We start from the raw sequence: 19,660 nt of genomic DNA on the forward strand, positions 1-19,660 counted from the left end.
GATTTGGTTCTAGGGATTAAAGCCATGCGAGTGATCCAGAAGGCGCTGACGTTCGATGACGTCCTTCTCATCCCCGCCCATTCGAGCGTTCTCCCGCGCGACGTCAGCCTCCAGACGAAACTCACGCGCAACATTACCCTGAATATTCCGCTGGTGTCCGCCGCAATGGATACCGTTACCGAAGCACGCCTCGCCATTGCGCTCGCGCAGGAAGGCGGGATCGGGATCGTCCACAAGAACCTGACCCCCCAGCAGCAGGCGGCCGAAGTAGCCAAGGTAAAACGTTTCGAATCGGGCATCCTCAAGGACCCGATCATCATCCCGCCGACCATGACGGTCCGCGAGGTGCTCACCCTGACCCGCACCCACAAATTCTCCGGCCTGCCGGTGGTGGACGGTAGCAAGGTGATCGGCATCGTCACCAACCGTGACACCCGGTTCGAGACTAATCTCGACCAGCCCGTCTCGGCGATCATGACGCCCCAGTCGCGCCTGGTCACGGTCAAGGAAGGCGCCAGCCTCGACGAGGCGCGGGCGCTGATGCACAAGCACCGCCTGGAGCGCGTGCTGGTGCTGAACGAAGAAGGCGGTCTGGCCGGCCTCATCACCGTCAAGGACATGATGAAGTCCACCGAGCACCCGCTCGCCGCCAAGGACAACCTCGGCCGCCTGCGTGTCGGTGCGGCCATCGGTGTCGGTGCCGGTACCGAGGAACGTGCAGCGCTGCTGGCCGAAGCCGGCGTTGACGTGATCGTCGTCGATACCGCCCATGGTCATTCCCAGGGGGTACTCGACCGGGTCAACTGGGTCAAGAAGAACTTCCCGAAGGTGGACGTCATCGGTGGCAACATCGCTACCGCGGCTGCTGCCAGGGCGCTGGTCGAGGCTGGCGCCGATGGCGTCAAGGTCGGCATCGGTCCTGGTTCCATCTGTACCACCCGCATCGTTGCCGGTGTCGGCGTTCCGCAAATCACCGCGGTCGACAACGTGGCGACCGCGCTGGCCGGTACGGGGGTACCGATGATCGCCGACGGTGGCATCCGTTATTCCGGTGATATTTCCAAGGCCATCGCGGCCGGTGCCAACGTCGTGATGCTGGGTGGCCTGTTCGCCGGTACCGAGGAAGCGCCGGGCGAGACCGTGCTGTACCAGGGCCGTTCGTACAAGTCCTATCGGGGCATGGGTTCCCTCGGTGCCATGCAGCAGGGCGCCGCGGACCGCTACTTTCAGGACAACGAAGGCAATGTGGACAAGCTGGTGCCGGAAGGCATCGAAGGCCGTGTCGCCTACAAGGGCGCGGTGACGGCGGTGATTCACCAGCTGATGGGTGGCCTGCGCGCCTCCATGGGCTACGTGGGTTGCGCCACCATCGACGAAATGCGCAGCCGCGCCGAGTTCGTCGAGATCACCTCGGCCGGCATCCGCGAATCCCACGTCCATGACGTGCAGATCACCAAGGAAGCGCCGAACTACCACGTGGATTGAGTCTTTCCGGTTCACGTGCATCAGGGGCAGCCTGCGGGCTGCCCCTGTTCGTTGACGGGCTGCGGCCGGTGGCGGAATGTCATCGTGTGTCGGGATAATTGCGACGACCGGCGCGCTGGCGCTGAACCTATCGCCGAAAATCCACTCCACATAGCCATGCTGACCCGAACCCGATCCGACTCCTCATCCACGGCAGCCGCATTGGCACCCGTCGTCGATGTCAAACACCTGAGCCGCACGGTCGCCACCGACGACGGTGGGGCGCTGCACATCCTGGAGGATGTTTCCTTCAGTATCGCCGCCGGCGAGGCGGTGGCCATCGTCGGTGCGTCCGGCTCCGGCAAGTCCACGCTGCTGGGCCTGCTGGCCGGCCTGGATTCGCCGTCGGGCGGTTCCGTGCATATCCGCGGCCAGGACCTGTTCGCCCTCGACGAGGACGGCCGTGCGGCTCTGCGCGGGGAGTGCGTGGGCTTCGTGTTCCAGTCCTTCCAGCTGCTGCCGGCGCTGACGGCCCTCGAGAACGTGATGCTGCCGCTGGAGCTGGCCGGGCGGAAGGATGCCCGCCAGGAGGCGGAGACCTGGCTGCAACGGGTCGGCCTGGGTGGCCGGCTGGGGCATTACCCGCGCCAGCTGTCGGGCGGCGAACAGCAGCGGGTCGCGGTGGCCCGTGCGTTCGCGCCGCGTCCGGCGCTGGTGCTGGCCGACGAGCCGACCGGTAACCTGGATGTGACCACCGGCGAGGCGGTCATCGAGCTGATGTTCTCCCTCAACGTCGAATCCGGCACGACCCTCGTGCTGGTGACCCACGACACCAGCCTGGCGGAACGCTGCGGGCGCAGTCTGCGGCTGTCTGCCGGGAAGCTTGTCTAAAACGGCTTTCCCCGGCCGGCTCGGTCGTTACGAAAGAATCTGTTCCTTCAGTCCGCAGCGTTTGAGGATGCTGCGGCCGGCTTGCACGCCGCTGCGGATGGCCGATTCGATGGTGGCGGGGTAGTCCGATGCGATGTAGTCGCCAGCCAGCCACAGGCCGGGCTGGGGCGTCGCGACGCCGGGGCGGACGAGGCCGGGCGTGCATGAGAAGGTTGCACGTTTTTCGGTGATGATCTGCGACCAGGACAGCGTCGGCAGCGGGCCGAGCACATGCTGCAACTCCTGCAGCAGCGCGATTTCCAGCGCCTCCTTGCTGACTTCCTGGTGGGCGCCGCGGGCGCTGATGACCACGCTGACCAGGCCTTCCTCGCCGCCCAGCGCGGCGCGGTCGAAGGCCCACTGGCCGTAGCCGCCGCTGAGGCCGATCTTCGGCTCCGGAAAACTTACCGGCCCGTCGAAGGCCAGCCAGGCGGTGACGATGGGTTCGTAGCGCAGGGCGGCGATGCCTTCCACTACTGGCGCCATCGCCGGCAGCGTCTCCACCAGCGGCGCCACATGGTAAGGCGCGGTGGCGATCACCACGTGCTCGAACAGCGTGGTCCACGGGTCGCCATCCAGCCGGTAGCCCTCGCCGATGCTCTCGATGGCCTTGATCGGTTCGGCGATGCGCACCGTATGGCCACGCATCGCCAGCCAGCGCGAAGCCGGCACCGGGAACAGCTCCGACAGGTCCAGCCGCGGAAGCAGCAGGTCCGACGCGGAAGCGCCGGCGGCCAGGCTGTCGCGCAGCACATTGGCGAAGACCTGGGCCGACGCGTCGACAACCGGCGTGTTGAGGGCGGCCACGCACAGGGGCTCCCAGATCAGGCGTGTGAGACGCTCGGTCTGAGCGGTTTCGGCAAGCAGTTCGGCCACCGGGCGATCCGGTTCGATACGGAACTTGCGTCTCTTGAGACTGCGCATCAGGCGGGCCATGGCCAGCTTGTCCTGCCAGTCCAGGCCCGTGGCACGCAGCAGGCCGACGGCCAGGTGCAGCGGCGCCGGCAGCGCGGCGGCGCGCAGCGTGCACTCGCCCGGATAGACCAGGGCCAGCTTGCGCGTTTCCAGCACGCTCGGCTTGACGCCGACCAGGCGCAACAGGCGCAGGGTTTCGGTGTAGGCACCGAGCAGGATATGCTGGCCGTTGTCGATCCGGCAGCCATATTTGTCGATCACCCGGGCGCGGCCGCCGAGTACGCGGGAGGACTCGAACAGGGTCACCCGCGCGCCGCCGCGGGCCAGGGTGACGGCGGCGGCGAAGCCGGCGTAGCCGCCACCGACGACGGCGATGTCGGGACCTGTGTTCATCCGCGCAGCCAGGTCCGTCCGGCGATCCAGATCTTGCGTACGGGCGTCAGCGAGGTGCGTCGGTCGAGCACCTGGAAGCCGTCGGCTTCGATCTCGTCGAGCAGCGTGCGGTAGATCGCCGCCATCACCAGCCCGGGGCGCTGGGCCTTGCGGTCCTCGTCCGGCAACTGGGCGAAGGCTTGGTCGTAGAACTGGCGCGCGCGCTGGGTCTGGAAGGCCATCAGTTCGCGGAAACCGTCGGTGTGCTGGCCGTCGAGGATCTGCCGGGCCGGCACGTTGAAGCGCTGCAACTCGTCGATGGGCAGGTAGATGCGGCCGCGGCGGGCGTCCTCGCCCACGTCGCGGATGATGTTGGTGAGCTGGAAGGCCATGCCCAGATCGTGGGCGTACTTGAGGGTCTGGCGGTTGCTGTAGCCGAAGATCTCGGCGGACAGCAGGCCGACCACGCTGGCGACTCGGTAGCAGTACAGCTGCAGCGCCTTCCAGTCCAGATAGCGGGTCTGCTGCAGGTCCATCTGCATGCCGTCGATGATCTCGAGCAGTTGCTCGCGGGGCAGCGGGAACTGCTTGTTCACTGCTTGCAGGGCCTGGCCGACCGGGTGCTGCGGCGTGCCGGTATAAATCTGATCCACCTGCTGGCGCCACCAGTCGAGCTTGGTCTGGGCGATCTGCATGTCGTGGCATTCGTCCACCACGTCGTCCACCTCCCGGCAGAAGGCGTACAGAGCGGTGATCGCCTGGCGCCGCTCGGGGGGCAGGAACATGAAGCTGTAGTAGAAGCTGGAGCCGCTGCTGGCGGCCTTCTCCTGGCAATAGGCGTGGGGGTCGGTCATGGGGCGCTACCGGGTGAGGGCGCGCCAGGCGAGGCGCGGCCAGTCTGTCTTGCCGAGGGTCGGACGGCGGCGGAACACGTCGTAGCCGTTCGCCTCGATCTTGTCGAGTATGGCGAGGCCGCCCTGCACCACGAGGCGCAGCTCCCAGCCGATGCGGCCGGGCAGGCGGTGGGCGAGGGGGGCGCCGCGCAGCATCATGCAGCGGGCGCGCTGGATCTGGAAATCCATCAGCGCGGTGAACTGCGGCGTCACCTTGCCATCGGCGATGCAGTTTTCGGTGACACCGAAGCGTTCGAGCTCGGCCAGCGGCAGGTAGATGCGCTGCTTCTGCCAGTCTACCGCCACGTCCTGCCAGAAGTTGATCAGTTGCAGGCTGGTGCAGATCAGGTCTGACGCGGCCAGGTTGTCCGGCGTCGCTTCATCGTAGAGATGCAGCAGCAGGCGCCCGACCGGGTTGGCCGAGCGGCGGCAGTAGTCGCCGAGTTCGTCGAAGTCCGTGTAGCGGGTCTTGCCGACGTCCTGGCTGAAGGCGTCGAGCAGGTCGCGGAAAAGCTGCATTGGCAGCCCGAAGTCGCGGATGTTGCGGCTCAGGCGCTTGAAGATCGGTTCCAGCGTCGGATCGTCGAAGGGGCGGTATTGCTCGATGGCCAGTAGCGCCCGCTTGTAGTCGTTGAGGCGCGCCAGGCGCATGATCGGCGTCGCGTCACCTTCGTCGGCGATGTCGTCGGCGCTGCGGGCGAAGGCGTAGATGGCCTCCACCGGTTCACGCAGGCGCGCCGGCAGCAGGAAGGAGGCGACGGGAAAGTTCTCGTAATGATCGACGGGCATGGGCGCGCGGAGTATACCTGCGGCGTCTGGCCGCTGGCGGGCGCAATGCCACGGATGCGGGCGAAATTCCGCAAGCCCGGCGCGCAGACGGGCATTCTTGCGCTTGGCTGCACCATCGGTTGGGCGGAGGATGCGGGGCTGTGAGAGATCAGAGTGTGGTGGGGGACTGTCGGGGGATAGCTGTGGGGGAGAATGAATTCGCTCCCACAGTTTGACGAGCCTTACGGTGCCACAGCCACAGCCACAGCCACAGCCACAGCCACAGCCACAGCCACAGCCACAGCCCATCTCCGGCTTGAGATCGGGAACCAATCCCTGCCAATCGACACCTATCAGCTATCCCGTTCCCGGCCGCGCCGTTTCGCCCTCATCCATGCTCGAAATCGAAAACCTGTCCCGACGCTTCAACGGCCGGACCGTGCTGCAGAACATTTCCCTGAGTCTCGAACCCGGTGAGTACGTGGCCGTCGTCGGTGAGTCGGGCGTTGGCAAATCGACGCTGCTCAACCTCATTGCCGGGCTGGACCGGCCGGACAGTGGCCGGCTGCGCCTCGACGGCGAGGATTACGCGCAGTACGACGAGGATCCGCTGACCCGCCTGCGCCGGGACAAGCTGGGTTTCGTGTTCCAGGCTTTCCACATCCTGCCGCACCTCACTGTGGTCCAGAACGTGGCACTGCCCCTGTGGCTGCAGGGCGTCGAGCGGGACGCCGCCGCCGGCCCGGCCCGCGAGCTGCTCGATGCGGTCGGGCTGGGGGCACGGGCCGAAAGTTGGCCGCGGGAGCTGTCCGGCGGCGAGATGCAGCGGGTCGCGATCGCCCGGGCGCTGGTCCATGCGCCGCGCCTGGTGCTGGCCGACGAGCCGACCGGCAACCTGGACCCGGCCAACGCGACGCGTGTGCTGGCCTTGCTGGCCGAGCGGATTCGCGCCGCCGGAGCGATCGGCATCCTGGTCACCCATTCGCTGGAGGCGGCGGCCACGGCCGATCGCATCTTGCACCTGACGGCGGAGGGGCTGCGCGGGTGAGCGGGCCGCGGATGGAGTGGAGGCGCCTGGCGCCGGTGTTCCTCGGCTCGCTGGCCCGGCGGCGGCTGGCGACGCTGTTCTCGCTGGTTGCCATCGTGCTCGGCGTGGCGCTGGGCATGGCCGTGCAGGCGGTGCACGAGGCGGCCCTGTCGGAGTTCGACCGGGGCCTGCGCAACATGGCGGGCGCGGCGGACCTGCAGGTGGTCGGGCCGCGCGGTGGCTTCGACGAACAGCTCTACGCGCGGCTGGCAACCCATCCGGACGTGGCCGAGGCCAGCCCAGTCCTGGAGGTCGAGGCACGGCTGGTCGGGCGCGACGAATCCCTGCAGGTGCTGGGTGTCGATGCCTTCGTGCTGGCGCGGGTCACGCCGCAACTGCTGCCCAGCGCCGCCGGCGGCGACCGTTTCGCGATCTTCGCCGGCGATGGCGTGTTTCTCTCTCATGCGGCGGCCGACCGGCTCGGCGTGAAGACCGGTGCGCTGCTGCACGTACAGGCTGGCAGCGCGGAGCTTGCGCTGAAAGTGGCCGGTGATCTGCCCGCGGCGGGCGACGGCCGCCGCCTTGCAGTGATGGACATTGCCGCTGCGCAGATCCTGTTCGGCAAGCTCGGCCGCCTGACCCGCATCGATCTGCGCCTGCGTGAGGGTGTCGATGCGGGGGCCGCCCGACACAGCCTGCAGGCCGAGCTGCCGGACGGCGTGCTGGTGGAGACGCCAGCCGCGGAGGCGGACCAGGCGGCCAACCTGTCGCGGGCCTACAGGGTGAACCTGACTTTGCTGGCGGCGATTGCGCTGCTCACCGGCGGCTTCCTGGTCTTCTCGGCGCAGGCCTTGTCGGTGGTGCGCCGACGTAGAGAATTCGCTTTTCTGCGCGCGGTGGGCCTGTCCCGGCGGACCCTGTTCGGCTGGCTGGTTGGCGAGGGGGCGGCGGTCGGCCTGCTTGGCGGCGTGCTGGGTGTGGCGGTCGGCCATGGCCTGGCGTGGGGGGCGCTGGCGCTGCTCGGTGGCGACCTGGGCGCGGGTTACTTCGCCGGCCTGGCGCCGCGTCTGCAGTTCCAGCCGCTGGCCAGTGCCATCTATGTGCTGCTCGGTGCTGTGGCTGGCGTGGCCGGCGCGTGGCTGCCGGCCAGGGAAGCCGCTACGGTGGCGCCGGCCCAGGCCCTGAAGGCCGGCGACGAAGCCGCGCTGCACGGCGGGCGCGGCCATCCGCTGTTCGGTCTGGCGCTGCTGGCCGGCGGCCTGGTGGCCTGCGCGATCCCGCCAGTGGATGGCCTGCCGCTTGGCGGCTATCTGGCGGTGGCCTGCGTGCTGGCCGGGGCGGTGCTGCTGTTGCCGTCGATTGCGGCGCTGCTGGCCCGCCTGTTGCCGGGCGGTGGGCCCGTGTCCGCACGGCTGGCCGTGGCCCGGCTGGCGGCGGCGCCCGGCCATGCGGTGGTGGCGGCCGCCGGCGTGCTGACCAGCGTCGCGCTGGCGGCGGCGATGGCGATCATGGTGGCCTCGTTTCGGGATTCGGTGGACCAGTGGCTGACCCAGTTGCTGCCGGCCGACCTCTATCTGCGCGCCGGCCGCGCCCAGTCGGGCAGCTATCTGGACGAAGCCTTGCAGGCGCGCATCGCCGCGACGCCTGGTGTCGGCACGGTGGCCTTCACGCGTCACGACGGTCTGCGTCTGGCTGCGGGGCAGGCGCCGGTGGCTCTGCTGGCGCGGCCAGTGTCGGCGGACGGCGACGGCCTGCCCTTGGTCGGCAGGGCTGTGGCGGCGGACGGGCCGGCCGTGTGGATCTCCGAAGCCATGCAGGATCTGTATGGCTGGCAGCCCGGCCGGCAGGTCGAGCTGCCGCTGGCCGGCAAGCCGGTGCGTTTGACGGTGGCTGGAGTGTGGCGGGACTACGCGCGCCAGACCGGCGCGGTGATGATCGACCTGGACAGCTACCGCCGCCTGACCGGCGACCCTCTGGTCAACGATGCAGCGATCCACCTTGCGCCCGGCGCGGACGCGCTGCGCACGGCCCACGCGCTGACCGCGCTGGCCGGCCCCGGTGTGCTGGAGGTGGCTTTTCCTGGCGAGATCCGCGCGATCACGCTGCGCATCTTCGACCGCACCTTCGCGGTGACCTATCTGCTCGAAGCTGTGGCGGTGGCCATCGGCCTGGCCGGCGTGGCGGCCAGCTTCGCGGCGCTGGCAGCGGCGCGCCGGAAGGAGTTCGGCATGCTGCGCCATCTCGGGCTGACACGCCGCCAGATCGGCTGGATGCTGGCCCAGGAGGGCGCGCTGGCGGCCGGCGTCGGCGTGCTGGCCGGCCTGCTGGCGGGCGGGGCGATCGGGCTGGTGCTGATCGAGGTGGTCAATCGGCAAAGCTTCCACTGGAGCATGGACCTGCATGTGCCGTGGCTGTCGCTGCTGTTGTTCGGCGGCGGTTTGGTGGCGCTGGCGGCCTTGGCCGCGGTGCTCGCCGGGCGCCAGGCGATGCGCCAGGACGCGGTGCTGGCGGTGCGGGAGGATTGGTGATGGAGCGACGTCGTTTCCTGCTGGCGCTGGCTCTCGGGGCGGCCGGGCGTTCCGCCATGGCGGCCGTGGACTTCGCGCCGGTGTTGCCGGGTCGGCGGCTGGTCTTTCCGGCCGACCACGGCGCCCACCCGGATTTCCGCACCGAGTGGTGGTACGCCACCGGCTGGCTGAATCTGCCGGACGGTAGCCCGCTGGGCTTCCAGACGACCTTCTTCCGCGTCCGCACTGGCGTCGGCGAGGACAGCCCGAGCGCCTTCGCGCCACGCCAACTGATCCTCGCCCATGCGGCGATTGCCGATCCGCGCCTGGGGCGGCTGCGCCACGGGGAGCGCTCGGCGCGGGTCGGCTTCGGGCGAGCCGGTTTCGCGCTGGGGCAGACCGGCGTGTGGGTCGGCGACTGGCGTTTTGCACTGGATGGCGGGCGTTACCGTGCCGAGGTGCATGCCGACGATTTCGCCTACGCGTTGGAGCTGCAGCCCGCCGGTCCGCCGCTGCTCAACGGGCAGGGCGGCTTCAGCGCCAAGGCGGCCGATCCGCGCCATGCCAGCTACTACTACAGCCGCCCGCAGCTGGCGGTGAGTGGTAGCGTGACCCTAGACGGGAAGCAACAGCCGGTGCGCGGGAAGGCATGGCTGGACCACGAGTGGTCCAGCGAACTCCTGCCGGAAGGCGCCAAGGGCTGGGACTGGGTCGGCCTCAACCTGGACGACGGTAGCGCGCTGATGGCTTTCCGCCTGCGCGACGGGCACGGCCGCGCGCTGTGGGCGGCGGCGACCTGGCAGCTGGCCGGTGGTGGCGCGCGGGTCATGCGTCCGGCGGAAATCGCTTTCACGCCGGGCCGGGAATGGCGCTCGCCGCGCACCGCCATCACCTATCCGGTGGAATGGCGGCTGCGCGTCGGCGAGCGGGAGTTCGAATTGCGGCCCCTGCTGGACGACCAGGAGCTGGATAGCCGCCGCTCCACCGGCTCGGTGTATTGGGAAGGCGCGGTGAGGGTCGTCGAGGGGGGGCGGGAGCTTGGCCGCGGCTATCTGGAGATGACCGGCTACGGGGAGCGCATCCGGGTGGGTTAGCGCTTGCTGCTGGGCGTCGGCACGGACGTGTCGCGCCATTTGTTTGAATAGAGATGGAACATGAAACGCATCAAACTCGTCTTGTGGGCGTCCTTGCTGGCGCTTGCCGGGCTGTGGCTGCTGGCTGATACGCTGGCGCCCGAGCCCTTCACCTATTTCTCCTTCAGGACGGTCTTTGTCCAGTTGAGCGGCGTGATCGCCATCGGGGCGATGAGTGTCGGCATGCTGCTGGCGGTGCGGCCGAAGTGGCTGGAGCCGCATCTCGACGGGCTCGACAAGATGTACCGCCTGCACAAGTGGCTGGGCATCGCGGCGCTGGTTGCCGGGGCGCTGCACTGGTGGTGGGCGAAGGGCACCAAGTGGATGGTGGGCTGGGGCTGGCTGGTAAAGCCGCCGCGCAAGCCGCCGTCCGGCGAGAGCCTGGGGTTGGTCGAGGGCTGGCTGCGCACGCAGCGCGGAACGGCGGAGTCCCTCGGCGAGTGGGCGTTTTACGCGGCGGTCGTGCTGATTGCGCTAGCCCTCGTCAAACGCTTTCCCTACCACCTGTTCACCAAGACCCACAAATGGCTGGCAGCGCTGTTCCTGGTGCTGGCCTATCACTCGCTGGTGCTGATCAAGTTCGCCTACTGGGCGCAGCCGGTGGGCTGGATGATGGCGGTGTTGATTTCCGCCGGCGTGCTCGCCGCGCTGCTGTCCCTGACGGGGCGGGTCGGGGCCCGGCGGCGGGTTGGCGGGCAGATCGAGTCGCTGACTTACTACCCGGAGCTGCGCGTGCTGGAAACGGCCATCCGGCTCGACGCGGGTTGGGCCGGGCACGCGGCGGGGCAGTTCGCCTTCGTGACCTCCAACCCGAAGGAAGGCGCACACCCTTACACCATCGCCTCTGCGTGGGATGCCGCCGAGCGCCGGATCGTCTTCATCACCAAGGCTCTCGGCGACCACACCGGCCGCCTGCGCGACAGCTTGCGCGTGGGTATGCCGGTGCGCGTCGAAGGGCCCTACGGCTGTTTCGATTTCGAGGACAAGAAGCCGCGGCAGATCTGGATCGGCGCCGGCATCGGCATCACGCCCTTCGTCGCGCGGATGAAGCAGTTGGCCCGCGACGCGGGCACGCAGCGCATCGACCTCTTTCATCCGACCGCGGATTTCGAGCAGGCTGCCATCGACAAGCTGGTGGCCGATGCGGCAGCGGCCGGGGTGCGCCTGCACTTGCTGGTGGGTAAGCGGGACGGCCGGCTGGACGGCGACCGCATCCGCGCCGCGGTGCCGGAGTGGGCGGATGCCAGCGTGTGGTTCTGCGGCCCGCCGGCTTTCGGGCAGGCGCTGCGGGAGGACTTCGTCGCCCACGGCCTGGCCGACGCCGATTTCCATCAGGAGCTGTTCCAGATGCGCTAGCCGCGGGCGTAGCGCTCCAGCCCATCAGCGAGGAAATCGAAGACCCGGCGGATGCGCGGTTCGTTGCGCAGGTCTTCGTGCATCGCCAGCCACATCTCCAGCTCGAAGCGCACCTGACCCGGCAGTACCGGCAGCAGGTCCGGGTGGCGCGCGGCGATGCCGGTCTGGCAGGCGCCGATGCCAAGGCTGGCGAGGAGGGCGGCATGCTGGGCGTGCTCGCTGTCGGAACGGAAGGCGAAGTCCTCGGGTGCCAGTGCCAGGCCGCTTTGTTGCAGGGCGCGCAGTGCGCTCGCGTCCCGGTCGAAGCCGATCAGCGCGTGGCCGGCCAGCTCGTCGATCACTGACGGCAGGCCGCGTCGTTCCACGTAGCGCCTGTGGGCGTACAGGCCGATGGCCAGCGTGCCGAGGCGGCGCGCGACGAGGGCCTCCTGGCTCGGGCGGACCATGCGCACCGCGATGTCGGCTTCCCGCTGCAGCAGATCTTCGTTGCGCTTGGTGAGGGCCAGTTCGATGCGGATTGCCGGGTGGGCGGCCTGCAGCTCGGCGAGGATCGGCGGCAGTACCTCGCCGCCGATGGTTTCGCTGGCGGTGAGGCGCACGGTGCCGGCAACCTCGTCCTGGCCCGCGGAGGCGGCCCGTCGCAGCGCGCCGGCCTGTGCCGCCATCGCCTCGGCCGGTGCGGCCAGGCGGCGCGCGGCATCCGTGGCTTGCAGGCCGGTCGGCGTGCGGATGAACAGGGTGCACCCGAGGGCGGCCTCCAGGGCTTCCAGGCGGCGTCCGATGGTTGGCTGCGTGGTGCCGAGGGCGCGTGCGGCCCCGGACAGGCTGCCTTCCCGCAAGACATGCAGGAAGCTGCGGTAGAGATCCCAGTCGGGTTCGTCGGACGGTGTTGAGCTCATACGAAAATGTATAGCTGATCAAGAGTTTTTGGCAATTTTCGTATGGAGTGCGAATCCCTACAGTGACGTCATTCCCATTGCATTGGACGTCACGACGATGAAATTCCTTTCCTCCCTGCTGTTGCTGGCCGGCTTCCTGGCGAGCCCGGTTGCTGCCGAACAGCCCGCGCCGCACCCCGAGACCCGTTTCCTGGAGCGGGATGGCGGTCGCCTGGCCTACGACGACAGCGGCGGTGCGGGGCCGCTGCTCATTGCGCTGCCTGGCATGGGCGACCTGCGCGCCCAGTACCGTTTTCTGCGCCCGCTGCTGGTGGCGGCCGGTTACCGGGTCGTCAGCCTGGACGTGCGTGGGCAGGGCGAGTCGAGCGTCGGATGGGCGGACTACTCGGCCCATGCGCTCGGCGGCGATGTGCTGGCGCTGATGGATCATCTTGGCGCGCCGTCGGCTGTGGTGCTCGGCAACTCCTTCGCTGCCGGCGCGGCCCTGTGGGCGGCCCATGATGCGCCGGAGCGGGTGCGCGGTACGGTGCTGCTGGGGCCGGTGCTGCGCGATCTGCCGGTGTCGCCGTGGATGAGGGCGGCCCTGTGGTTGGGTTTCGCCGGCCCCTGGCGGACGGCTTTCTGGCTGAAATACTGGGACAGCCTGTTCCCGCTGGCGCCGCCGCCCGACCACGCGGAGCAGCGCGAGCGCCTGGCCCGCAGCCTGCACGAGCCGGGTCGAATGCTGGCGCTGGAGACGATGATCGGCCTGTCGAAGGCCGACACCGACGCGATCCTCGACCAGGTTCGCGTGCCCAGTCTGGTGGTGATGGGCACAGACGACCCGGACTTCGCCGATCCGGCCGACGAGGCCCGTCTCATTACGGCCATGCTGCGCGGCGAGAGCCTGTTGCTGGAGGGCGCCGGCCACTATCCCCACGTGGAAGCACCGGAGCGGGTTGCAGCGCGGATCGTGGCTTTTCTCGACGGCTTGCGTTGAGCCCGGTTTGATATAGATCAGCGGGGCGTGTCGGGTGGCCTTGAAGTTTGCGCCCGCTGCCCCATTTAGGCTTCAGACCAAAATCCGGAGGCCTTATGCGCTACGACAAGCTCACCACCAAGTTCCAGCAAGCCCTCGCCGAGGCCCAGAGCCTCGCCGTCGGCAACGACCAGCAGTTCATCGAACCCCAGCACCTGCTGCTGGCCCTGCTCGCCCAGGAGGACGGCAGTACCGCGTCCCTGCTGCAGCGCGCTGGCGTCAACGTGGGCGGCCTGAAGGCGGCGTTGATCAAGGCCTTCGAGCGCCTGCCGAAGGTGCAGGGCCATGGCGGCGACGTGTCCGTCGGGCGCGACCTGAGCAACCTGCTCAACCTCACCGACAAGGCCGCCCAGCAGCGTGGCGACGAGTTCATCGCCAGCGAGATGTTCCTGCTCGCGCTGGCTGACGACAAGGGCGAGGCCGGTCGCCTGCTGAAGGAGAATGGCCTCACCAAGAAGGCCCTGGAGCAGGCCATCGACGCCGTGCGCGGCGGCCAGAACGTGGGTAGCGCCGATGCCGAGAGCCAGCGCGAAGCCCTCAAGAAGTTCTGCGTGGACCTCACCGAGCGCGCCCGCCAGGGCAAGCTCGACCCGGTGATCGGCCGCGACGACGAGATCCGCCGGGCGATCCAGATCCTGCAGCGCCGCACCAAGAACAACCCGGTGCTGATCGGCGAGCCGGGTGTCGGCAAGACCGCCATCGTGGAAGGCCTGGCCCAGCGCATCATCAACGAGGAAGTGCCCGAGACCCTGAAGGGCAAGAAGGTGCTGGTCCTCGATATGGCCGGGCTGCTGGCCGGTGCCAAGTACCGCGGCGAGTTCGAGGAACGCCTGAAGGCGGTGCTCAACGACATTGCCAAGGATGAAGGCAAGATCATCCTGTTCATCGACGAGATCCACACGATGGTCGGCGCCGGCAAGGCCGAGGGCGCCATCGACGCCGGCAACATGCTCAAGCCGGCGCTGGCCCGCGGCGAACTGCACTGCATCGGCGCGACGACGCTGGACGAATATCGCAAGTACATCGAGAAGGACGCCGCGCTGGAGCGCCGCTTCCAGAAGGTGCTGGTGGAAGAGCCTTCCGTCGAATCGACGATCGCCATCCTGCGCGGCCTGAAGGAGAAGTACGAGCTGCACCACGGCGTGGAAATCACCGACCCGGCCATCGTCGCTGCCGCCGAGCTGAGCCACCGCTACATCACCGACCGCTTCCTGCCGGACAAGGCCATCGACCTGATCGACGAAGCGGCGTCGCGCATCAAGATGGAGATCGACTCCAAGCCGGAGGTGATGGACAAGCTCGAACGCCGCCGCATCCAGCTGGAGATCGAGCAACTGGCGGTGCAGAAAGAGAAGGACGAAGCCTCTCTCAAGCGCCTCGGCTTGATCGAGGAAGAGATCGCCCGCATCAAGAAGGAATACTCCGACCTGGAGGAAATCTGGAAATCCGAGAAGGCCGCGGTGCAGGGCTCGGCCCACATCAAGGAAGAGATCGACCGCCTGAAGGCCGACATCGCCAAGCTGCAGCGGGAAGGCAAGCTCGAGAAGGTGGCCGAACTGCAGTACGGCAAGCTGCCGCAGCTGGAGGCCCAGCTCAAGAAGGCCGAGGCGACCGGCGACGCGAAGCCGGCCAACAAGCTGCTGCGCACCGAAGTCGGCACCGAGGAAATCGCCGAGGTGGTGTCCCGCGCCACTGGCATCCCGGTTTCCAAGATGATGCAGGGCGAGCGTGAGAAGCTGCTGAAGATGGAAGAGCGCCTGCACCAGCGGGTGGTTGGCCAGGACGAAGCCGTGCGCCTGGTGGCCGACGCGATCCGTCGTTCCCGCGCCGGCCTGTCGGACGAGAACCGGCCCTACGGTTCCTTCCTGTTCCTCGGCCCGACGGGCGTCGGCAAGACCGAGCTGTGCAAGACGCTGGCCGAGTTCCTGTTCGACAGCGAGGAGCACCTGATCCGCATCGACATGAGCGAGTTCATGGAGAAGCATTCGGTGGCCCGCCTGATCGGTGCGCCTCCGGGTTACGTGGGCTACGAGGAGGGCGGCTACCTGACCGAGCAGGTGCGCCGCAAGCCGTATTCGGTGATCCTCTTCGACGAGGTCGAGAAGGCCCACCCGGACGTCTTCAACGTGCTGCTGCAGGTGCTCGACGACGGCCGCATGACCGATGGCCAGGGCCGCACGGTGGACTTCAAGAACACCGTGATCGTGATGACCAGCAACCTCGGCTCGCAGATGATCCAGCAGATGTCCGGCGACGACTACCAGGTTATCAAGCTGGCGGTGATGGGCGAGGTAAAGACCTACTTCCGGCCGGAGTTCATCAACCGGATCGACGAAGTGGTGGTTTTCCATGGCCTGGACGAGAAGCACATCGCGTCCATCGCACGGATCCAGCTGGCTTACCTGGAGAAGCGCCTGGCCAAGCTCGAGATGCATCTGGACGTCAGCGACGACGCGCTGCTCGAACTGGCCAAGGCCGGCTTCGACCCGGTGTTCGGCGCGCGGCCGCTCAAGCGGGCGATCCAGGAGCACATCGAGAACCCGCTCGCCAAGCGCATCCTCGAAGGCCAGTTCGCCGCCAAGGACACCATCCGGGTGAGCTGCGCCGACGGCCGCATCGGCTTCGCCAAGGCCTGATGGTGGCGCGCTGGCTCTCTGTCGGGAGCCAGCGCGCTATGCGGCCCTACCTCCTTCGTGGTGGCCCCAAGCATGCGCGCAGGCGGTAATATCGTTTGCACGGAAATGGGGAAAGGGTTTCCTGTCCGTGCCGGTTGACTCGCTCTGAAGCAGGCTTTGGCGCCTGCCGGCGGAGCAGGTGTTCAGATGCGTTACATGGTGCGCCGCGGCAATGCGGCGGTGCTGTGCGGCTCCGGCATCGATAGGGCCCGGCGGGCGCGGCAAAGGGCTGCACGCGTGGGCGAAAACACGCTGCTGGCATGTCCCTTGCCAGCGTTTCTCCACTTTGCTTCCGTCCCCGGGGCTGGCCTGTGCATCCTGCCTGCTCCGACTTTTTCAGCGAGGTGGGTATGGCAGATGCATTGATGTTGTGGCGCCAGCTGCTGCAGGTCCAGGAGCCCTGGATGGTTCTGGATTGCCGCACCGACGAGTTCAACCGCTGCATGGATGTCTATATCGGCGTCGAGGCGCCGCGGAGCTGGTTCGGCTTCGGTCGCGGCAAGCCGGTGGAGAGCGGCCCCGAGGTGATGTGGCGACACATCGGCTTCGGTGGCTGGAAGGTCCAGGTCCGGGTGCGTCCGCCTCTCGGCAGCGAGCTGCCGCGCCAGCAATGGGCGGGCGAGGCGGGCATGCCCTTCACGCGGGCGCTGGATCGCCAGATCCTGTCCCTGCTCAACGAAGGCGTCGGCATGGCTGGCGTGTGTACCTTGCTCGAGGTGCCGATGGGCGAGCTGTGGCGTTATCGCTATGCCCTCGACAAGGGCCAGCATGGCGTCGGCGAGGCCGTCCCGGCCCAGGAGGCGGGGACGCCGCGGCCGCTCAGCGCGGTGCTCGCCTACTTCGAGGACGGCGTCAAGCCGCTGCCTGGCAGCCAGGTGCCGAGTCTGACCGACCCGGTGTGGCTGCGCCTAGTGGATGGCACGCTCAACATCGACGTGCGTGTGCTGAGCCTGCAATTGCTGCTGTCGCGCATCCGCTCGCAGGTGGCGGTGATTGCCGACGAGGAAGTACGCATGATGAAGTTGCGCGATCTGCACCGTTACTTCGTCAAGAACGAACGCATGCTGTCCCACGAACTGCAGCAACTCAGCAAAGAAGCGGCCTGAGCCGGCGAGCTGTCCTACCGAGGGAGAACCGAGATGAATGCCCCCACGAACCGTCTGACGACGGTGGACGAGGCCGCCACGCTGATCGCGTCCGGCCGCTTCCTGATGATCGCCGGCGACGAGGCCGTGCTGCGGCGCCTGCCGGCAGGCAACTGGATAGGCGGCACGATCCCCTATTTCATGGGCGAGGAGGGCGGGTTGGTAACGTCCGAGCGCATCTTCGTCACCGAGATCCCCGCGACGGCGGAGGCGCCGACGATCCGCTTCTACGACATCACCGACCTCGAACACGTCTGCGAGGACGGCCCGGCCAACGGCTTCACGTTGATCATCATCCCGGCCTTCTCGCCGATCCATTCCCTGTACGCCCGCAAGGCGCCGGGTTTCCCGGACATGTTCATCAAGCCGGTGGTGGGCTGGATCGCCGGCGGCCACCTGGCCGATTTCGGCCGTGTCGCGCCGCTGGTGGTCGATGGCACGAAGCTCGCGTTCGACGGCGAGCGGGCGGTGGTGATGCACGTGCCGCTGCCGGACAGCGAATACGCCCGCATCGAGATCTTCAACCGCATGACGCAGGGCGACGGCGACTGCCTGCGCTTTCCGGAAACCGGCTTCTCGGCCACCCGCTGCCTGGTCAATGGCGTCGAGACCGATTTTGCGGCCTACCTGGCGACCCGCCATGCGGACATCCGCCTGCCGCTGGTGGCCGATTACGGCGGCGCGTCGGTGAACGTGTCGATCAAGGCAGTGGATGCCCAGGCCGGGCGTGTGGATTTTTACGCGCCGGTGTTCGACGACGTGGACTACCGCTTTGCCGCGCCGGCCGATTTTGGCGCGGCCATCGGCGCAGAGCCGGACCATCCGCCGCTATGGTCGTGCAACTGCATCCTCAACTACCTGTACTGCGGACTCGAAGGTCGGCGTTCGGGCTCCCTCGTCGGGCCGATGACCTTCGGCGAGATCGCCTACCTGCTGCTCAACCAGACCCAGGTCTATCTCAGCATCGAGCAGGCCTGAGCCTGTTCAGGGGCGGCGCCTTCCCGGGCCGCCGCCGTTTCCTGTACTTTCCGTCCTCAGTAACCAGAAAAAGGACGGAGACATGCGCATCCATCATCAGTTCTATTTCGGCGGACGTTGGGGCGATGCCCTGGGCACGGCCCGCCTGGACGTCATCAATCCCGCCACCGAAGCGGTGGCCGGTAGTATCGCCGTCGGCTCCGCCGCCGACGCGCAGGCCGCCGTGGCCGCCGCCAAGGCAGCGTTTCCGGCTTTCGCGGCGACCTCCCGCGCGGAACGCCTGGATCTGCTGGCGCGCATCTGTACGACCTACAAGAAGCGCTATGACGATATGGCCCGCGCCATCTGTGAGGAGATGGGGGCGCCGCTGAAGGCCCTGGCCGGCAGCGCCCAGGCGGGCTCCGGCCTGGCTCATTTCAAGACCGCCCAGGCGGTGCTGCAGGATTTTTCGTTCGAGAAGAGCCAGGGCACGACGCGCATCCTGCGCGAGCCGATCGGTGTCTGTGCGCTGATCACCCCGTGGAACTGGCCGGCCAACCAGATGGCCTGCAAGATCGCGCCGGCACTGGCGGCGGGCTGCACGATGGTGCTCAAGCCGTCCGAGCTGGCGCCGTTCTCGGCCATCGTGATGGCCGAGATCCTGCATGAGGCCGGCGTGCCGGCTGGCGTATTCAACCTGGTGAATGGCGACGGGGCCGGCGTCGGCAACGCGCTGAGCACCCATCCCGAGGTGGACATGGTCTCCTTCACCGGCTCGACGCGGGCCGGCAAGCTGGTGATGAAGAGTGCCGCCGACACGGTGAAGAAGGTAGCCCTCGAACTCGGCGGCAAGTCCGCCAACATCCTGCTCGACGACGTGGACTTTTCGAAGAGCGTGCGCCACGGCGTGCTGAGCCTGATGACCAACAGCGGCCAGAACTGCAATGCGCCGTCGCGCATGCTGGTGCCGGAAGGGCGTCTCGACGAGGTGGAGGCGATTGCCGCGGCAAGCCTGGCGCGGGTGGTGGTCGGCGATCCGCTGATCGATACGACGACGATGGGGCCGCTGGCCAACGGGCCCCAGTTCGAGCGCGTGCAGGCCTTCATCGCGCAAGGCATCGCCGATGGCGCAAAGCTCGTGGCCGGCGGGCCGGGGCGGCCGGAAGGCATCGAGCGCGGCTATTTCGTGCGCCCGACGGTGTTCAGCCGGGTGACGCCGGAGATGGCCATCGCCCGCGAGGAGATCTTCGGCCCGGTGCTGTCCATCCTGGGTTACAAGGACGAGGCGGACGCCATCCGCATCGCCAACGATACGCCCTACGGCCTGTCCGGCTATGTGTCGTCGGCCGATCTGGGGCGGGCACGGGCTGTCGCGCGGCAGTTGCGAACCGGCAACGTGCACCTCAACGGCGCGCCGGTGGACCTCAGCGCGCCCTTTGGCGGCTACAAGCAGTCGGGCCTGGGGCGGGAGTGGGGCGCCTACGGGCTGGAGGAGTTCCTCGAGGTGAAGGCGGTCATCGGCTACGGCGCCGACGAGCCGGCGTGAGCGTTGTTGTCAGGTTGGCATGACAGAATGCGGGCACGGCGGCGGTGCCGCCGCC

Annotated in this window: 15 protein-coding genes; 11 read left to right on the forward strand and 4 right to left on the reverse strand. The window is 68.1% G+C overall.

The annotated features are described in order from the left end of the window. Nucleotides 1-24 precede the first annotated feature (24 nt). Together guaB and B4920_RS02255 are read left to right on the forward strand one after the other, a co-directional pair. Entirely contained in the window at nt 25-1,485 is a 1,461-nt protein-coding gene (guaB, locus tag B4920_RS02250; protein WP_079432965.1) for an IMP dehydrogenase, read from the forward strand. Between the two features lie 156 nt (nt 1,486-1,641). Continuing rightward, entirely contained in the window at nt 1,642-2,355 is a 714-nt protein-coding gene (locus tag B4920_RS02255) for an ABC transporter ATP-binding protein (RefSeq protein WP_079432966.1), read from the forward strand. Between the two features lie 27 nt (nt 2,356-2,382). Here B4920_RS02255 and hpnE read toward each other — a convergent pair whose 3' ends face one another. Genes hpnE through hpnC form a run of 3 tightly spaced genes read right to left on the reverse strand, consistent with a single transcriptional unit; the run spans nt 2,383 to nt 5,363 of the window. After that, nucleotides 2,383-3,702, reverse strand: a complete 1,320-nt coding sequence (hpnE, locus tag B4920_RS02260; RefSeq protein ID WP_079432967.1) for a hydroxysqualene dehydroxylase HpnE — start codon at nt 3,700-3,702, stop codon at nt 2,383-2,385. Then, complete coding sequence (hpnD, locus tag B4920_RS02265) at nt 3,699-4,535, reverse strand: presqualene diphosphate synthase HpnD (protein ID WP_079432968.1); 837 nt, start codon at nt 4,533-4,535, stop codon at nt 3,699-3,701. Before hpnD ends, hpnE begins: the two co-directional genes overlap by 4 nt. Nucleotides 4,536-4,541: 6 nt before the next feature. Next, complete coding sequence (hpnC, locus tag B4920_RS02270) at nt 4,542-5,363, reverse strand: squalene synthase HpnC (protein ID WP_079433121.1); 822 nt, start codon at nt 5,361-5,363, stop codon at nt 4,542-4,544. Between the two features lie 373 nt (nt 5,364-5,736). On the opposite strand from hpnC, the gene B4920_RS02275 reads away from it, so the two are divergent. From B4920_RS02275 to B4920_RS02290, 4 genes are read left to right on the forward strand one after another with little or no spacing between them, the layout of a single operon-like run. Continuing rightward, entirely contained in the window at nt 5,737-6,390 is a 654-nt protein-coding gene (locus B4920_RS02275) for an ABC transporter ATP-binding protein (RefSeq protein WP_079432969.1), read from the forward strand. An 11-nt stretch (nt 6,391-6,401) separates the two neighbouring features. Then, nucleotides 6,402-8,897, forward strand: coding sequence for an FtsX-like permease family protein (locus B4920_RS02280; RefSeq protein ID WP_079432970.1), 2,496 nt, complete (start codon nt 6,402-6,404; stop codon nt 8,895-8,897). Further along, nucleotides 8,897-9,970 carry a lipocalin-like domain-containing protein gene (locus B4920_RS02285; RefSeq protein ID WP_079432971.1) on the forward strand — a complete coding sequence of 358 codons (1,074 nt, stop codon included), beginning with the start codon at nt 8,897-8,899 and terminating at the stop codon, nt 9,968-9,970. The genes B4920_RS02280 and B4920_RS02285 overlap by 1 nt, the downstream gene beginning before the upstream one ends. A gap of 60 nt (nt 9,971-10,030) precedes the next feature. Beyond that, a complete protein-coding gene (locus tag B4920_RS02290) occupies nt 10,031-11,365 on the forward strand; it encodes a ferric reductase-like transmembrane domain-containing protein (protein ID WP_079432972.1) in 1,335 nt (444 codons plus the stop codon). On the opposite strand, the gene B4920_RS02295 is transcribed toward B4920_RS02290, so the two are convergent. Then, the gene (locus tag B4920_RS02295) at nt 11,362-12,264 is read right to left on the reverse strand and encodes a LysR family transcriptional regulator (protein WP_079432973.1); all 903 of its coding nucleotides are present in this window, start codon (nt 12,262-12,264) and stop codon (nt 11,362-11,364) included. The genes B4920_RS02290 and B4920_RS02295 overlap by 4 nt on opposite strands. A 97-nt stretch (nt 12,265-12,361) precedes the next feature. Between B4920_RS02295 and B4920_RS02300 the strand changes: the two genes are divergently transcribed. From B4920_RS02300 to B4920_RS02320, 5 genes are all read left to right on the forward strand, one after another. After that, complete coding sequence (locus B4920_RS02300) at nt 12,362-13,243, forward strand: alpha/beta fold hydrolase (RefSeq protein ID WP_079433122.1); 882 nt, start codon at nt 12,362-12,364, stop codon at nt 13,241-13,243. A 95-nt stretch (nt 13,244-13,338) separates the two neighbouring features. Next, nucleotides 13,339-15,918, forward strand: a complete 2,580-nt coding sequence (gene clpB / locus B4920_RS02305; RefSeq protein ID WP_079432974.1) for an ATP-dependent chaperone ClpB — start codon at nt 13,339-13,341, stop codon at nt 15,916-15,918. Between the two features lie 389 nt (nt 15,919-16,307). Further along, on the forward strand, nt 16,308-17,063 hold the full coding sequence (locus B4920_RS02310; RefSeq protein WP_139379404.1) for a hypothetical protein: 756 nt from the start codon (nt 16,308-16,310) through the stop codon (nt 17,061-17,063). A gap of 33 nt (nt 17,064-17,096) precedes the next feature. Further along, nucleotides 17,097-18,080: a hypothetical protein gene (locus B4920_RS02315; protein ID WP_079432976.1), complete on the forward strand. Its 984-nt coding sequence runs from the start codon at nt 17,097-17,099 to the stop codon at nt 18,078-18,080. A gap of 82 nt (nt 18,081-18,162) precedes the next feature. Beyond that, on the forward strand, nt 18,163-19,605 hold the full coding sequence (locus tag B4920_RS02320) for an aldehyde dehydrogenase family protein (protein WP_079432977.1): 1,443 nt from the start codon (nt 18,163-18,165) through the stop codon (nt 19,603-19,605). Nucleotides 19,606-19,660 lie beyond the last annotated feature (55 nt).

It is taken from the genome of Zoogloea sp. LCSB751 (assembly GCF_002028455.1).
GTDB lineage: Bacteria > Pseudomonadota > Gammaproteobacteria > Burkholderiales > Rhodocyclaceae > Zoogloea.

What these genes read in the sequence shown, in the direction of transcription:
- guaB (WP_079432965.1), top strand. Translation starts at nt 25, where the DNA reads ATGCGAGTGATCCAGAAGGCGCTGACGTTCGATGACGTCCTTCTCATC.
- B4920_RS02255 (WP_079432966.1), top strand. Translation starts at nt 1,642, where the DNA reads ATGCTGACCCGAACCCGATCCGACTCCTCATCCACGGCAGCCGCATTG.
- hpnE (WP_079432967.1), bottom strand. Translation starts at nt 3,702, where the DNA reads ATGAACACAGGTCCCGACATCGCCGTCGTCGGTGGCGGCTACGCCGGC.
- hpnD (WP_079432968.1), bottom strand. Translation starts at nt 4,535, where the DNA reads ATGACCGACCCCCACGCCTATTGCCAGGAGAAGGCCGCCAGCAGCGGC.
- hpnC (WP_079433121.1), bottom strand. Translation starts at nt 5,363, where the DNA reads ATGCCCGTCGATCATTACGAGAACTTTCCCGTCGCCTCCTTCCTGCTG.
- B4920_RS02275 (WP_079432969.1), top strand. Translation starts at nt 5,737, where the DNA reads ATGCTCGAAATCGAAAACCTGTCCCGACGCTTCAACGGCCGGACCGTG.
- B4920_RS02280 (WP_079432970.1), top strand. Translation starts at nt 6,402, where the DNA reads ATGGAGTGGAGGCGCCTGGCGCCGGTGTTCCTCGGCTCGCTGGCCCGG.
- B4920_RS02285 (WP_079432971.1), top strand. Translation starts at nt 8,897, where the DNA reads ATGGAGCGACGTCGTTTCCTGCTGGCGCTGGCTCTCGGGGCGGCCGGG.
- B4920_RS02290 (WP_079432972.1), top strand. Translation starts at nt 10,031, where the DNA reads ATGAAACGCATCAAACTCGTCTTGTGGGCGTCCTTGCTGGCGCTTGCC.
- B4920_RS02295 (WP_079432973.1), bottom strand. Translation starts at nt 12,264, where the DNA reads ATGAGCTCAACACCGTCCGACGAACCCGACTGGGATCTCTACCGCAGC.
- B4920_RS02300 (WP_079433122.1), top strand. Translation starts at nt 12,362, where the DNA reads ATGAAATTCCTTTCCTCCCTGCTGTTGCTGGCCGGCTTCCTGGCGAGC.
- clpB (WP_079432974.1), top strand. Translation starts at nt 13,339, where the DNA reads ATGCGCTACGACAAGCTCACCACCAAGTTCCAGCAAGCCCTCGCCGAG.
- B4920_RS02310 (WP_139379404.1), top strand. Translation starts at nt 16,308, where the DNA reads ATGGCAGATGCATTGATGTTGTGGCGCCAGCTGCTGCAGGTCCAGGAG.
- B4920_RS02315 (WP_079432976.1), top strand. Translation starts at nt 17,097, where the DNA reads ATGAATGCCCCCACGAACCGTCTGACGACGGTGGACGAGGCCGCCACG.
- B4920_RS02320 (WP_079432977.1), top strand. Translation starts at nt 18,163, where the DNA reads ATGCGCATCCATCATCAGTTCTATTTCGGCGGACGTTGGGGCGATGCC.